This is a genomic window from Kineococcus sp. TRM81007, from assembly GCF_022669155.1.
In the GTDB taxonomy this organism is placed as follows: domain Bacteria; phylum Actinomycetota; class Actinomycetes; order Actinomycetales; family Kineococcaceae; genus Kineococcus.
This window is the reverse complement of sequence record NZ_JALBVB010000041.1, coordinates 84,477-99,328: the sequence shown is the minus strand read 5'-3', so window position 1 is coordinate 99,328 and position 14,852 is coordinate 84,477. Positions and strand designations below refer to the sequence as shown.

Here is a 14,852-nt window from a genome sequence, read left to right as displayed (position 1 = left end):
CCGGGCGGCGCGGGCCGGGCGGGGTCGCGGTTCAGTACGTGCGCGCCTCGATCTCCGCCTCGGTGACGGACCGGTCGAACCCCCGGCCCGGGACCACGACCCGGTCAGGCACCCGTTCACCGGCCGCGACCCGGCGCAGCACGGCGGCGAGCTGCTCGCCGAAGAGCGGGTCGCACTCGACGACGTGCGCGATCTCGCCGTCGGCGAGGGCGCGCAGCGCCTCGCGGGTGCCGTCCACGGACACCACGCGCACGTCCACGCCCGGGCGCAGGCCGGCGGCCCGCACCGCCTCCACCGCCCCCAGGGCCATGTCGTCGTTGTGGGCGAACACCAGGTCGACCTCCGGCCACGCCTCCAGCGCGGCGGCGGTGACGTCACGGCCACCGGCGCGGGTGAAGGCGCCCGTGGCCTCGCCGACGACCTGGTCGCCGACGACGGCGCGGAAACCCTGCTGCCGGGCGACCTGCGCACCGGACCCGAGGGTGCCCTGCAGCTCGAACACCCGGGCGCCGGGCGCGTGCTCCCGGACCCAGCGCCCCGCCCGCTCCCCCTCGGCGCGGAAGTCGGCGCCGACGCGGGTGACGTACGCGCCGTCCAGGCGGCTGGTGGTGCTGCGGTCGACGAGGACGACGGGGACGCCGGCGTCCCGGGCCTCGCGCAGCACCTGGTCCCAGCCGTCCTGCACGACCGGTGAGAACGCGATGACGTCGACGTCGGCGGCGATGAAACCGCGCAGGACCGCGATCTGCCCCTCCTGCTTGCGCTGGTCGTCGCTGAACGTCAGCTCGAACCCGTCCGCGGGGGTCAGCGCGGAACGGATCGAGGCGGTGTTCGCGGCCCTCCAGCTGCCCTCGGCGCTCAGCTGCGAGAAACCGACGCGCACGGGGTCGGCGTCGCCGCCCGCCCCGCAACCGGCGGGCGCGAGCACCACGGCGAGCGCGAGGACCGCGGCCACCCGCGAACCCCGCCCGCCCAGCGCACCCAGCGCACCGCGCGCACCCCGTCGAAGCACCGCGCACCTCCCCCGACGGCATCGGCGGCGAGCACCGCCGGCTTGAACGGGCGCGACCGGGCTGCTCCGAGCGGGTGACGTGCGCCCGTGGACCGCCCGCCGCACCGCGGTGCGGCTCACGTCGGCGGGCGGGAGGGCCGATGCCGGGCGGGTGGAACCGACGACGGACCGTGCGCCGAGGCGCCGGCCGCGAGCGCGCCCCGTGTGGCAGCACCTCGCGGCCCTCGTCGTCGTGCCGCTGCTGGCCACCGGCGTCGTCACCACCGGCTCGGTGCTCGAGCGGTCCCGGGAGCTCGCGGAAGCCGGTCAGGCCGGTTCCCTGATGCGCGCGGCCACGGAGCTGGACACGGTGCGGCGCGCCGTGGAGAGCGAGCTGCTCCCCACGCTGACGCGCAACGTCACCCGCGACCGCGAGCAGGCGCTCACCGCGGGCTTCGGCGACCAGCGGGCCGTGACCTACCTGACCGCGGTGAACCGGCTGCAGCTGGCGCGGCAGGTCACCGACCGCGCCGTGGCCCGCATCCCCGGCACCTCACCCGCCGCGCTGCGCACCGCGCTGGCCGTGGAGCGGCTGCGCACCGTGCGCTCGGCGGCCGACCAGGGCACCTCCAGCACCGACGCCCTCGCGGGGCTGTACCTGGACCTGTCGGACTGGCTGGCGCACGCGGAGGAGGAGGTCATCACCCGGACCACGGCGACGGGCCTGAGCGACCGCAGCGCCCTCGCCGTCAACGACGTCACCCTCGTCGCCGCCCTGACCCAGCAGGCCAGCCGGGAGCTGCCGGTCACGTTCACCGCCCGCGTGCTCGAGGGGAGCCCGCGGGTGCGGGCGCGCCAGCGCTCCGCGCACGTCCTGGGCACCTACCGGGAGCTGGCCGGCACCGGGTCGGAGCTGTCCACCTCGCGGATGCGGCTGCGCTGGGCGGAGGTGACCGGCAGCGGCTCGGCACGCCGGGTGGCGGAGGTGCTGGCCGTGGAGACGACGAGCCCCGGCCGGCTCAGCGGCCCGGAACTGCTGGGCCTGGAGGAAGCCAGCGCGCAGCGCGACCGGGACCTCGCGGCCCTGCTGGAGGACGCCGTGGACACCGCCGTGGTGGCGATCGACTCCGAGCAGGCCGGCGCGGCGCGGCGGTTGCGCACCACGGTGCTCGTGTCGCTGCTCGTGCTCGCCGGCGCCCTGGCCGCGGCGCTGGCCGAGGGGCGCTGGCTGGCCGGTTCGCTGCGGCGCCTGGCCGACGCCGCCCGCCGCGTGGGCCGCGGCGAGCTCGTCGACGTGCCGGAGAGCGGTCCCCGCGAGGTCCGCACCGCGGCGCGCGCCCTCGCCGGTGCGGTGGCGGGGTTGCGGCGGGTGCGGGAGCAGGCCGACGCGCTCTCGCGCGGCGACCTGGCCGGGGCGCTGCGCGAGCACCCGGTGCGCGGCCCGCTGGGCGAGGCGGTGCAGGCGTCGGTGCAGCAGCTCGTGCGGGCGGTGCAGCAGCGCGAGGAGCTGCAGGGCGAGCTGGCCCACCAGGCGGCGCACGACCCCCTGACCGGGCTGCCGAACCGCGCCGCGGCGTTGCGGCTGCTGTCGCGGGCGCTGGACGCCTGCGCCCCCGGTGCCGCCACCGGCCTGCTGTTCGTCGACCTGGACGGGTTCAAGGCCGTCAACGACACCGCCGGGCACGCCGCGGGCGACGCGGTGCTGCGCGAGGTGGCCGACCGGTTGAGGGCCTGCGTGCGCGACGGCGACGTGGTCGGGCGCCTGGGCGGCGACGAGTTCGTGGTCCTCGTGCACGACGTGGTGGACGAGACGGACCTGGTGCGCCTCGGTGAGCGGGTCGTCGCGTCGGTGCGCCGTCCCCTGGAGGTCGGTGCCGACCGGGTCACGCGGACCGCCGGGCGGGCCGTGCGCGTGGGCGCGTCCGTGGGCGTGGCGCTGGCCGGGGCGGGCTCGGCGGGCTCGGCGGGGCCGGGGGGCGCGGAGGTGCTGCTGGCGGAGGCCGACTCGGCGGTGTACCGCGCGAAGTCCCGCGGGCGGGGCCGCGTGGAGGTGTTCGACGACGTGCTGCGCGAGGAGCTGACCGCCCGCTCGGACCTGCAGTCCGCGTTGCGCGAGGGGTTGCGGCGCGGGGAGCTGACGCTGCACTACCAGCCCGTCGTGGGCCTCGCGGACGGCTCGCTCGCCGGCTACGAGGCGCTGGCCCGCTGGGACCGGCCCGGTGCCGGGCCGGTGCGCCCGGACGTGTTCGTGGCCGCCGCGGAGGCGTCCTCGCTGGTGTGCGACCTGGGCCGGTGGGTGCTGCACGAGGCGACGGCGCAGCTGGCCCGCTGGCGCTGCGAGCGGCCGGTCGCGTGGCCGGCGCCGGGCGAGGGGACCGAGCCCACGATCGCCGTGAACGTCTCGGGGCGGCACCTGGCCGAACCGCGTCTGCTGGAGGACGTGGCGGACGCGCTCGCGGCGTCCGGGCTGCCGCCGCACCTGCTGGTGCTGGAGATCACCGAGACCGTGCTCGTGGACGACCCGGGTGCCACGGCGCGCCTGCAGCGGTTGCGGGCCACCGGGGTCGCCGTGGCCATCGACGACTTCGGCACGGGGTTCACCTCCATCGGGCAACTGCCCTCGACGCCCGCGGACACGCTGAAGATCGACCGGAGCTTCGTGGCGTCCACCGACGCGGGCCGACGCGGGCTGGTGGCGCTGACGGTGCACGCCGCCCACACCTTCGGCCTGCGGGTCGTCGCGGAGGGCGTGGAGGAACCGGAGCAGCTGCGCTGGCTGCGCGAGCAGGGGTGCGACACGGCGCAGGGGTACCTCCTCGGGCGGCCGCTGCCGGCGGGCGAGGCCGCCGCCTGGGCGCTGCCGGCGCTCGGGACCGCCGTGGTGTGACGGACGACGCCGCAGCGGCCTCAGCCGGCGGCGCGCAGGGCGGTGACCGCCGCGCCGAGGTCGTCGACGGCGAGCGCGTCGGCCATGCCGACCAGCTCGAGGACGCGCCGGGGACGCGTGCCCCGCGGGGCGACCACCCGGAAGGGCGCCCCGCCGTCGGCGCAGGCGCGGGCGAGCTGGTCGACCAGGCGGACGCCGCCGCTGTCGAGGAACGTCGCCCCCGACAGGTCGAGCGCCACCGCGCGGGCCCCGGCGACGAGCGACGCCGCTCGCGGCAGCAGCGCGGGGACGACGGCCGCGTCCAGCTCGCCGGTCGCGACGAGCACGCGCAGCCCGTCGGCCTCGTCGGGCAGAGCGCGCAGCGTCACGCCGCACCTCCCCGCAGCGCGTGCCGCAGCACCAGGCGAGTCCCCGTGTCCGACGGCTCCACGCGCACCTCGTCCACCACCGCCCGCATGATCCCCAGTCCCCGCCCCCGCTCGTCCGACGCCGTCCTCGCTCGCCACCGCCCCGGGTCCGCGACGGTGATGAGGACGACCGGGTCCCGCGCCGGGCCGGCGGCACGGGTCAGCTCGGCCCGGACGGTGACGTGCTGCTCCGGCCTGCCGCCGCACCCGTGCTCGACGGCGTTGGCCACCGCCTCCGAGGCGGCCAGCACGAGGTCCTCGGCGGTCTCCTCCTCCGCGCCGCGCTCGGCCAGCCAGGCGCCCAGCTCCCGCCGGAGGGGGGACAACCCCGTCAGGTCGGCGGCCACGCGGCGCTCGAGCACCGGTCCCGACCAGGACAGCAGCAGGACGCAGACGTCGTCGCGGGCGTTCCCGTCGTCGAGGAGCGCGCCGGTCAGCGACTCCACGACCTCCTGCGCACCGAGGCCGTGCAGCGGCGCGGCCGTGGAGAGCAGCACGTCCAGCCCCTCGTCCAGACCCTGCTCGCGTCGCTCGACCAGCCCGTCGGTGTAGAGCAGCAGGCGGTCGCCGGGACCCAGCTGCACGGTGTCCTCGCCGCGGTCGCGGGTTCCCAGGACGACGCCCAGCGGCGTCGACCGGCCGCCCCACAGGTACCGGGGGGCACCCTGCGCCGGCAGGAGCAGGGGCGGCAGGTGACCGGCGCACGCGTACCGGACGCACCCGTCGCCGAGGTCGAGCTGGGCGTGGACCAGGGTGGCGGTGCGAGCGGCCTCGACCTGGTCGACGAACCGGTCGAGGCGGGAGAGCACCTGCGCGGGCCCGGTGCCGGGGTCGGCGACGGCTCGCACCGCGCTGCGCAGCTGCCCCATGGCGACGGCCGCGCCCAGCCCGCGCCCGACCACGTCGCCGACGACCACGGAGACGACGTCCTCGCCCGCGGTGAACACGTCGAACCAGTCGCCGCCGACCTCCAGCGCCTCCACGCCCGGCCGGTAGACGGTCGCGAAGGTGAACCGCTCGTCGTGCGGGTGCTCCCCCGCCAGGAGCGATCGCTGCAGCTGCTCGGCGATGCCGGCGCGCTCCTCGTAGCGGTGGGCGCGGTCCAGGGCCAGGCCGGCCTGCTGCCCGACGGCGGTGTGGACGTCGACGCTCGGGGGTTCGGCGCCCGCGCCGCGGTCCAGCGTCAGCGCGAGGACCCCGTGCAGCGCCGTCTGCCCGCGCAGGGGCACCAGCAGGTCCTCCCCGACGAGGACGGGTTCGCCGTGCACCACCTCGCCGAACGGCGGGGGTCGCAGCTCGACGACGGCCCCGGTGGACCGCCGGGGCGACAGGCCGCCGTCCTCGCCCGTGAGCCAGACCGTGCCGGCCGACGCGCCCAGGGGCGCCACCGCGGTCCGCAGCAGCGCGTCGGCGACGCCGTCGACGCCCACGGCGCGCGACAGCGCCGCGGTCACCGCCTGCAGGGCCCGCAGGCGCGTCTCGGACCGCTCGGCCTCCCGACGCGCGGCGACGAGCTCCCGCTCGTAGCGGGAGCGGTCGCCGGCGCTGGACAGCGCCACGTGCACGACCTCCGCCGGGCCGTCGCCGGCCGTGGTCAGCACGGCGCTCATCAGGACGGGCAAGCGCCCGCGCGGGGTCCGCACCTCCACGGCGACCTCGTCGAGGCGCCGCTCGACGAGCAGCAGCGGTGCCAGGTGGGTCTCCCAGAAGATGCGGCCACCGACGGTCAGCAACCCGCTCAGGGTCCGGCTGCCGACGACGTCCTCGCGCTCCAGGCCGGCCCAGTCGAGCAGGGTCCGGTTGGCGTCCAGCACCGTCCCGTCGGGGCGCAGCGTCAGCAGGGCGCTCGGTGACCGCTCCCAGGCCTCCCGCGCCGAGCGCTCCGGGTGCTCCGGGTGCTCCGGGTGCTCCGGGTGCTCCGGGTGCTCCGGGTGCTCCGGGTGCTCCGGGTGCTCCGGGTGCTCCGGGTGCTCCGGGTGCTCCGGGTGCTCCGGGTGCTCCGGGTGCTCCGGGTGCTCCGGGTGCTCCGGGTGCTCCGGGTGCTCCGGGTGCTCCGGGTGCTCCGGGTGCCCCGTCACGCGGCGAGGTAGTCGGCCACGGCGGCGACGACCTGCTCGGGCGCGCTGAGGTTCGGGCAGTGGCCGGTGGTGTCGAGGACCACCATCTCGCTGCCCGCGAGGTGCTCGTGGACGTAGCGGCCCACCTCGGGCGGCGCGATGACGTCCTCACGGCTCTGCAGGACCAGCGCGGGGGTGCGGACCCTCGGCAGGTCGGCCCGGTTGTCGGACAGGAAGGTGGTGCGCGCGAAGCGGCGCGCGATGGCCGGGTCGGTGCGGCAGAAGCTGTCGGTGAGCTCCCGGCCCAGCTCGGGGCGCTCGGGGACTCCCATGATCATGGGCGCGACGTGGGCGGACCAGCCGAGGTAGTTGTCGTCCATGGTGGCGAGCAGCTCGTCGATCTCCTCCCGGCTGAAGCCACCGCGGTAGCCGGTGTCGTCGACGTAGCGGGGGCTGGGACCCACCAGGACCAGGTGCGCGAACCGCTCGGGCCGCTCGGCGGCCGCCAGGACCCCGATCATCGCGCTGACGGAGTGGCCCACGAACACGGCGGGCGGCAGGTCCAGGGCCTCCAGCACTTCCAGGACGTCGGCGGCGTACCCGTCGAGGCTGCTGTGGCGCACGGGGTCGTAGGCGGCCAGGTCGGACCCGCCCGCCCCGACGTGGTCGAACAGGACGACGCGGTGGTCCGCCTCGAACGCCGGGGCGACGTGCCGCCACATCAGCTGGTCGCAGCCGAACCCGTGGGCGAAGACGACCGGGGGGCCGCCGGGGCGGCCCGTCACCGTGACGTTGTTACGGCGGAGGACGTCCATGCGGTCAGGCTATGCCCCGCTCCGCCCCGCGTCGCTCCACGCCGTGCAGCGGCGGGGCTCCCGGCGCCGCCGGACGGCCGGCGCCCCGGCCTCAGCCGGCGGCGGGCACGCTGCGGACCGGTGCCGGCAGGTGCTCCGGACCCGCGAGCTCGAAGCCCGGGTGCTCGAGGTCCACGTGCTGGTGGTCCCCGTGGTCGTCGACCCGGTAGTCCCGCGCGACCCCCGGGGTGGCTGCGATCTCGCGCAGGGCCGAGCCCAGGGCGGCGATCTCCTGCAGCGTCGTGGTGCGCCCCGCGCTGGCGCGCACGGCCCCGGGCAGGCGGTGGCGGGCGCCGGTGCGCACGTCCCGGTGGAACCGCTGCACCTGCTCCTCCGTGAGCGCGAGCAGCCGGCTCACGTAGGGGTGCGCGCAGAAGCAGCCGCTGCGCACGCCGATGCCGTGCTCCTGGGACAGCCGGGCGGCCAGCAGCCCGTGGGGGACGCCGTCGAGGTCGAAGGCGGCGACGGGGACGCGGTCGGCACCGGTGGTGCCGTAGCGGCGCAACCCGGGGACAGCGGCCAGCTCGGCGTCCAGCGCCCGCGTGAGGGCGTCCTCGTGCACCCGCAGCGACGCCCAGCCGGCGGCGAGCTCGGTGGCGGCGGCCTCCAGCGCCACGACGCCCAGGACGTTCGGCGAGCCCGCCTCCTCGCGGTCGGGGCCGTCGGCCCACACCACGTCGTGGTGGGACACGGCGCTGACGGCGCCCCCGCCCACCAGCATCGGCTCGCCCCCGGCGAGCAGCCGGCGCGGGACCACGAGGGCACCGGCGCCGTAGGGGGCGTTCAGCTTGTGCCCGGACAGCGCGAGCACGTCGATCCCCGTGGCGGTCATGTCGATCGGCCGGTGCGGCGCCAGCTGCGCGGCGTCCACCACGACCAGGACCCCGCGGCTGCGGGCCGCCGCCGCGACCTCGGCCAGCGGCGGGACCCACCCGGTGACGTTGGAGGCCCCCGTCACGGCCAGCACCGCGGGACGCGGGTGCTCGTCCAGCGCCGCGGCGACCGCGGCGGTGTCGAACACGCCGTCCTCGCCGACGTCGACGACGCGCAGGCGGGCGTGGCGCTGCCAGGGCAGGAGGTTGGCGTGGTGCTCGACGGCGGTGGTGACGACCACGTCGTCGCGGCGCAGACCCAGGCGGAAGGCGATGAGGTTCAGGGCCTCGGTGGTGCCGCGCGGGAACAGCACGACGTGCGTGTCCGGGTCGGCCCCGACGAAGCGCAGCAGCGTCTCGCGCGCCCCCTCGTAGCGGGCGCTGGACCGGCGCGACTTCGCCCCGGCCCCGCGGTGCACGCTGGAGTACCAGGGCAGGAACTCCTCCACGGCCCGCGCCACGACCACCGACGCGGACCCGGTCGCCGCGTTGTCGAGGTTGATGTACCGGCGCGTGCCGCCTCCCACGACGGGGACGCGGACGTCGTCCCCCACGAGGCGGTCGCGCGCGGGGGTGTGGTGGAGGGGCACCTCGTCCCCATCGGTGCCGCGGCTGCGGTGCTTGAGCCGGGGGCGGGTTCAAGTTCGGGCGCCGTCCGGCCGATCACCCGGGGGTGAGCTCCCAGGCGCCCGCGACCGGACCCCGGACGGGGCTCCGCCGCCCCTTCCGCATCACCCGGAGGGTGTTCTGGGACCTGGCGGTCTACATGGTGGGGCTGGGCCTGGCCGTCGGCCTCGTGTTCCCGCCCTTCGCCGCACTGCTGGGCGTGCCGCACCGGTACGCGGGACGGCCCTCCTTCCAGGTGGCCTGCCTCGTCGCGGGGTTCCTCGTCGGTGCCCTGAACTACGCGCTGTGCCGGGCCGTCGTGGGTGGCCGGCTGGCGCTGCTGACCGAGCGGCTGCGGGCGGTGACCGGGACGATCGCGCGCGGCAGCCGCGGCGGCGAGTGGTCGTCGGCGACGTCGGCGCGCATCGAGGTGGACTCGGACGACCAGCTCGGCACCACGGCCACGGCCTTCAACGACCTGCTCGACGCCCTGGAGGCCGGCGAGCACTTCCGCTCCCTGGTGCGCAACGCCTCCGACGTCATCACGGTGGTCGACGCGGCGGGCACGATCACGTACCAGTCGCCCTCCGTGGGGTGGGTCCTGGGGCACCCCCCGACGTCCCTGGACGGCACGAGCTTCCTCGACCTGGTGCACGAGGAGGACCTGCCCGCGTTCCGCGAGCACCTGCGCGCCACGCTGGCCAGCCGCCAGCAGCTCGCGCCGGTCGTCAGCCGCGTGCAGCACCGCGACGGTTCGTGGCGGTGGGCCGAGACCGTCGCCGGGAACCTGGTCGCCGACCCCGCCGTGGCCGGGGTCGTCCTGACGACCCGGGACGTCAGCGACCGGCGGCGGCTCGAGGAGCGCCTGCGCACCCAGGCCTACCACGACCCCCTCACCGGCCTGCCGAACCGGGCGCTGTTCATGGAGCGGCTGCGCCTGGCCGAGCAGCGCCCGGCCGGGGGCGAGGACGCCCGGGCGGTGCTGTTCCTGGACCTGGACAACCTCAAGACGGTCAACGACGGGCTCGGTCACGACAGCGGTGACGCGCTCCTGCGGGCCGTGACGAGGAGGCTGGACGACTGCGTGGGCGACGGCGACGTCCTCGCCCGCCTGTCGGGCGACGAGTTCGCGATCCTGCTCAGCGGCGCGCGCTCCACCGAGGCGGTCGCGGTCGCCGAACGGGTCCTGGAGTCGCTGCGCGAACCGGTGCGCCTGCTGGACCGCTACGTGCACACCGGGGTCAGCATCGGCATCGCCACCTCCGCGACGTGCGCCTCCAGCGGGATCGGGTTGCTGCGCGCCGCGGACGTGGCCATGTACGTCGCCAAGAGCACCGGCAAGGGGCGCTGCGAGGTGTTCCAGCCGGCGCACCACGCGGCGGAGCTCGACCGCGAGCGGCTGCGCGCGGACCTGCACCGCGCGCTCGACGAGCAGCAGTTCACCCTCGCGTTCCAGCCGATCGTGGAGCTGTGCACCGGCAGGATCGACGGTTTCGAGGCGCTCCTGCGGTGGAACCACCCGGTGCGCGGCCTCGTGCCCCCGGCCGACTTCGTCCCGCTGGCGGAGGAGAACGCCCTCATCGTGCCCATCGGCCGCTGGGTGCTGCAGGAGGCCTGCGAGCAGGCCGTGCGGTGGGGGGCGGAGCACGGTTCACCGCTGAAGGTGAGCGTCAACGTCTCCGCGCGGCAGTTCCAGCACCCCACCCTGGTGCGGGACATCACCGAGGTGCTCGCCTCGACCCGGCTGGACCCGCACCTGCTCACCCTGGAGATCACCGAGACGCTGCTCGTGCAGGACACCTCGCGGACCGCCGGCAAGCTGAGCGACATCAGGGCGCTGGGCGTGCGGATCGCCCTCGACGACTTCGGCACCGGCTACTCCTCGCTGAGCTACCTGCGTCGCTTCCCCATCGACGTGCTGAAGGTCGACAAGTCGTTCATCGACGGGGTGGCGGAGAACCCGGAGGACCGCACGGTCACCGGCGCGGTGGTGCAGCTGGGGCGGACCCTGGCCCTCACGGTCGTCGCCGAGGGGATCGAGAGCGCCGAGCAGGTCAGCACCCTCGTGCAGCTGGGGTGCCCGCTGGGTCAGGGGTACCGCTTCTCGCGCCCGGTGTCGGCCGCCGAGGCGAGCCGCCTGGTGGGCCGGCAGCTGATCCTGCACGGGGCGGGCACCAGCGGCTGAGGGCGCCGGCGCCCCGCGGGGAGCGTGCGGAGCGGGTCCGCGGAGCGGGTCCGCGGAGCGGCCGCGGCGGAGAGGCCCAGGTTGCTTGACGGGTCCTGGGGGCCCACCTATTGTCGCGGTAAGCGCTTACTTTGAATCGATGCAAGCCACGGTGCGGCCCTCCCCGGGTCCCGAGCGACGGAGCTCAGACGATGAAGAACCGACACCTCCTCACAGTGGCCGCGGCCCTCTGCGCGAGCACCCTCGGCCTCGCCGCGTGCGGCGGCGGCTCCGGCGAGACGGCGGCCGACGGCCCCGTGAGCCTGGACTACACCTGGTGGGGCAGCCAGGACCGCGCCGACCGCATGACGAAGGCGATCGCCGCGTTCGAGGCGTCCCACCCGGACATCGACATCAACCCCAACTTCAGCGACTTCGAGGGGTACTGGCAGAAGCGCGCCACCGAGGCGGCCGGCGGCGGCCTGCCCGACGTGATGCAGTTCGACCTGTCGTACCTGCGCCAGTACGCCGAGCGCGGCGCACTGCTCGACATCGCCGAGCTCGGCGACGCGGTGGACACCAGCACCATCGAGGAGACCCTGCTGCCCTCCGGTCAGATCGACGGGGCGACCTACGGCGTGCCGATCAGCACCAACGCCCTGGGGCACTTCTACAACCCCGCGATCCTGGAGCAGGCCGGCGTGGCCGCCCCCACCGGCGACATGACGTGGGACGAGTACGACGCCTGGATCCGCGAGGTCACGGAAAAGAGCCCGGAGGGCGTCTTCGGCAGCGGCGACTACACCAGCACCTTCTGGTTGTTCGACATGTACCTGCGCCAGCAGGGCAAGCAGGCGGTCACCGAGGACGGCGAGATCGGGTTCACGAAGGCGGAGCTGAAGGAGTGGTGGGAGTCCCCCGCCGACCTGCGCCAGGACGGTTCACTCATCTCCGCCGAGCGCACCACCCAGCTCGACCCGAAGTCCCCCTTCGGCGCCAACGAGACCGCCTCGGAGTTCAGCTGGGACAACTTCCTGGCCGGGTACCTGACGGACACCGGGGCGGAGAAGCTGGAGATCGTGGCCCCGCCCACCGACACCGGCGACCGCGGCCTGTTCCTGAAGGCGTCGATGCTGTACGCCATCGGCGCGAACACCGAGAACCCCGAGGCGGCCGCGGAGTTCGTCGACTTCATGGTCAACGACCCGGAGGTCGGTGCGATCTTCGGCACCTCCCGCGGCATCCCCGCCTCGGAGACCCAGCGCGAGGGCGCCACCTTCGAGGGTGCCGACGCGCAGATCGTCGCCTACGAGGAGTCCATCGCCGACGAGCTCGGTGAGAGCCCGGCGCCGCTGCCCATCGGTTTCGGCACGCTGGAGAGCAACTTCAAGCGACTGGCCTCCGACGTCAACTACGGCCGCTACACGGTGGACGAGGCCGTGGACCAGTGGTTCGCCGAAGCCGAATCGGCACTGCAGCAGTGAGCGCCCTGCAGACCGGGCAGCCCCGCGACGTCCTGTCCGCTCCCGCGTCCCCCGACTACCGGAGGGCGCGGCGGGCGGAGAGCCGGACGGGGTACGCGTTCCTCGCGCCGTGGCTGATCGGGTTCTTCGTCCTGACGGCGGGCCCGATGCTGGCCTCGCTGTACCTGGCGTTCACCGACTACAACCTGTTCCGGGCGCCGGAGTGGATCGGGCTGGAGAACTTCCGCCAGCTCTTCGACGACCCCCGCTACCTGCAGTCGGTGAAGGTCACCCTCGTCTACGTCCTGGTGGGCACGCCGATCAAGCTGGCCGCCGCCCTGGCGGTCGCCCTGCTGCTGAACAACGCCCTGCGGGGCCAGGGCTTCTACCGGTCGGCGTTCTACGCCCCCTCCCTCATCGGTGCCAGCGTGTCGATCGCCATCGTGTGGAAGGCGATGTTCTCCGACGGCGGCGTCGTGGACCTGGGGCTGACCAACCTCGGCTTCCCGTCCGAGGGGTGGGTGGGTGACCCCGGCAAGACCATGCCGATGATGATCCTGCTGGCCACCTGGCAGTTCGGCGCCCCCATGGTCATCTTCCTGGCCGGCCTGAAGCAGGTCCCCCGGGAGCTGTACGAGGCCGCCGCGGTCGACGGCGCCGGCAGCATGCGCCGGTTCTGGAGCATCACCGTCCCGATGCTCTCGCCGGTCATCTTCTTCAACCTGCTGCTGGAGACGATCAACGCCTTCCAGGTCTTCGCCTCCGCGTACATCATCTCCGGCGGCCAGGGTGGCCCCGCGGGTTCGACGCTCTTCTACACGCTCTACCTGTACATCCGCGGGTTCAGCGACTTCCGGATGGGTTACGCCTCCGCGATGGCCTGGGCGCTCGCCCTGGTCATCGGCCTCATCACCCTGGTGATGTTCCGCACCTCCAACGCCTGGGTGCACTACAGCGGGGAGTCCAAGTGAGCACCGCCACCTCCACCACGACCGCCGCCGCCCTGACCGACGACGGGTCGGGCACCTCCCGCCGACCCCGGCGCCAGCAGGGCGCGCTCAAGCGCTCCGTGCTGCTGCACGCGCTGTCCCTGGCCATCCTCGCCGTCGCGCTGTACCCGGTGCTGTGGATGCTGGTGTCGTCGCTGAAGCCGACGGGCGAGATCGTCGGCGACGCCTCCCTGGTGCCCAGCAACGCCAGCTTCGACAACTACCGCACCGCCCTGGCCGGCATCGGCGGGGTCTCCGCGTGGACCTTCGCGTGGAACTCCCTGGTGCTGGCGGTGCTGTCGGTGATCGGCACGGTGCTGTCCTCCGCGGTCACCGCGTACGCGTTCGCGCGCATCCAGTTCGCCGGCCGCAAGGTGTGGTTCGCCCTGATGATCGGCACGCTCCTGCTGCCGTTCCACGTGCTGATCATCCCGCAGTACATCGTGTTCCAGAAGCTCGGCCTGGTGGGCACGTACGTGCCGCTGCTGGTCGGCAAGTTCCTGGCGGCGGAGGCGTTCTTCGTCTTCCTCATGGTCCAGTTCATGCGCAACGTGCCGCGGGAGCTGGACGAGGCGGCCCGCATCGACGGCTGCGGGCACGGACGGATCTTCGCACGCATCATGCTGCCGCTGATGCGCCCGGCCATCATCACCGCGTCGATCTTCGCCTTCATCTGGAGCTGGAACGACTTCCTGGGGCCGCTGCTGTACCTGAACGACCCGCAGAAGTACCCGCTGCCCCTGGCGCTGCGGCTGTTCGTGGACCAGACGAGCGTGTCCGACTACGGGGCGATGATCGCCATGTCCGTGCTGGCGCTGCTGCCGGTCATGCTGTTCTTCCTGGTGTTCCAGCGATTCCTCGTCGACGGCGTTGCCACGCAGGGCCTGAAGGGCTGAGCGGCGTGCCGCGCAGCGCCGGCCCCGCCCGGGCCCGCACACGACGTCCCACCGGGCCCGGCGGCACCACCGGGTCCGCGAGCAGCCGCGACTCCTTCGAGCTGTTCGCCGAGACGCTGCTGACCGGCATCGTCGTGGGCGTGCTCGCCGTCCCGCTGGTCACGGCCCTCCCGGCCGTGGCCGGCGGCGTCGAGCACCTGCGCCGCCACCGTGCCGGGCGGAGCAGCGGCGTGCGCGTCCTGCTGCGCACGGCACGGGCAGCGCTGCGCGGATCGTGGGGCGTCTCGACCGCCCTGGTCGCCGCGCTGCTCCTGCTGGGGTTCAACGCCGTGCTCGCCGGCGGTCCCCTCCCCGGCGGCGAGGGGCTGCTGGTGGCCACGGCGGTGCTGGCGGTGGGTGTCCTGGTCGTGGCGCTGCGCGCGGCGAGCTCCTGGCGACCGGGAGCGTCCTGGCCGGGCCTGGTGCGCGGCGCCGTCCGCACCTGCGTGGCCGACCCGGCCGGTTCCGCCCTGCTCGCGTCCGCCGTCGCCTTCGTCGGGGTGCTGGCCTGGATGCTGCCGCCCCTGGCGCTGCCCGGTGCGGGGATCGTCGTCCTCGGGCTCGTGGCGGTGGAGGCGCGCCACCGTCCCGCCGGCTGAGCGACCCACCGGCTCGGCGCAGGCCCCG

The 14,852-nt window shown here is 75.1% G+C and carries 11 protein-coding genes; 6 read left to right on the top strand and 5 right to left on the bottom strand.

The features are described from left to right. Positions 1-31: 31 nt before the first annotated feature. Positions 32-1,012, bottom strand: a complete 981-nt coding sequence (locus MN205_RS06575) for an ABC transporter substrate-binding protein (RefSeq protein ID WP_242125504.1) — start codon at positions 1,010-1,012, stop codon at positions 32-34. Between the two features lie 202 nt (positions 1,013-1,214). Between MN205_RS06575 and MN205_RS06570 the strand changes: the two genes are divergently transcribed. Continuing rightward, positions 1,215-3,878, top strand: coding sequence for a bifunctional diguanylate cyclase/phosphodiesterase (locus MN205_RS06570; RefSeq protein ID WP_242125503.1), 2,664 nt, complete (start codon positions 1,215-1,217; stop codon positions 3,876-3,878). 20 nt (positions 3,879-3,898) lie between these two features. On the opposite strand, the gene MN205_RS06565 is transcribed toward MN205_RS06570, so the two are convergent. From MN205_RS06565 to MN205_RS06550, 4 genes are all read right to left on the bottom strand, one after another. Next, complete coding sequence (locus tag MN205_RS06565; RefSeq protein ID WP_242125501.1) at positions 3,899-4,246, bottom strand: STAS domain-containing protein; 348 nt, start codon at positions 4,244-4,246, stop codon at positions 3,899-3,901. Continuing rightward, complete coding sequence (locus MN205_RS06560) at positions 4,243-6,363, bottom strand: SpoIIE family protein phosphatase (RefSeq protein WP_242125499.1); 2,121 nt, start codon at positions 6,361-6,363, stop codon at positions 4,243-4,245. The genes MN205_RS06565 and MN205_RS06560 overlap by 4 nt, the downstream gene beginning before the upstream one ends. Next, positions 6,360-7,157 (bottom strand): alpha/beta fold hydrolase, encoded by a 798-nt coding sequence (locus tag MN205_RS06555; RefSeq protein ID WP_242125497.1) that lies wholly within the window; start codon positions 7,155-7,157, stop codon positions 6,360-6,362. The genes MN205_RS06560 and MN205_RS06555 overlap by 4 nt, the downstream gene beginning before the upstream one ends. Before the next feature lie 91 nt (positions 7,158-7,248). Further along, a complete protein-coding gene (locus MN205_RS06550; RefSeq protein ID WP_242125495.1) occupies positions 7,249-8,658 on the bottom strand; it encodes an aminotransferase class V-fold PLP-dependent enzyme in 1,410 nt (469 codons plus the stop codon). A 152-nt stretch (positions 8,659-8,810) separates the two neighbouring features. On the opposite strand from MN205_RS06550, the gene MN205_RS06545 reads away from it, so the two are divergent. The 5 genes from MN205_RS06545 (at position 8,811) to MN205_RS06525 (ending at position 14,824) form a co-directional block, all read left to right on the top strand. Further along, the gene (locus tag MN205_RS06545) at positions 8,811-10,859 is read left to right on the top strand and encodes an EAL domain-containing protein (RefSeq protein ID WP_242125493.1); all 2,049 of its coding nucleotides are present in this window, start codon (positions 8,811-8,813) and stop codon (positions 10,857-10,859) included. 191 nt (positions 10,860-11,050) lie between these two features. Continuing rightward, complete coding sequence (locus MN205_RS06540) at positions 11,051-12,322, top strand: ABC transporter substrate-binding protein (RefSeq protein ID WP_242125492.1); 1,272 nt, start codon at positions 11,051-11,053, stop codon at positions 12,320-12,322. Then, positions 12,319-13,272 carry a carbohydrate ABC transporter permease gene (locus MN205_RS06535; RefSeq protein WP_242125490.1) on the top strand — a complete coding sequence of 318 codons (954 nt, stop codon included), beginning with the start codon at positions 12,319-12,321 and terminating at the stop codon, positions 13,270-13,272. Before MN205_RS06540 ends, MN205_RS06535 begins: the two co-directional genes overlap by 4 nt. Next, positions 13,269-14,186, top strand: a complete 918-nt coding sequence (locus MN205_RS06530) for a carbohydrate ABC transporter permease (protein WP_242125488.1) — start codon at positions 13,269-13,271, stop codon at positions 14,184-14,186. Before MN205_RS06535 ends, MN205_RS06530 begins: the two co-directional genes overlap by 4 nt. Positions 14,187-14,191: 5 nt before the next feature. Beyond that, positions 14,192-14,824: a hypothetical protein gene (locus MN205_RS06525; RefSeq protein WP_242125486.1), complete on the top strand. Its 633-nt coding sequence runs from the start codon at positions 14,192-14,194 to the stop codon at positions 14,822-14,824. Positions 14,825-14,852 lie beyond the last annotated feature (28 nt).

What these genes read in the sequence shown, in the direction of transcription:
- MN205_RS06540 (WP_242125492.1), top strand. Translation starts at nt 11,051, where the DNA reads ATGAAGAACCGACACCTCCTCACAGTGGCCGCGGCCCTCTGCGCGAGC.
- MN205_RS06555 (WP_242125497.1), bottom strand. Translation starts at nt 7,157, where the DNA reads ATGGACGTCCTCCGCCGTAACAACGTCACGGTGACGGGCCGCCCCGGC.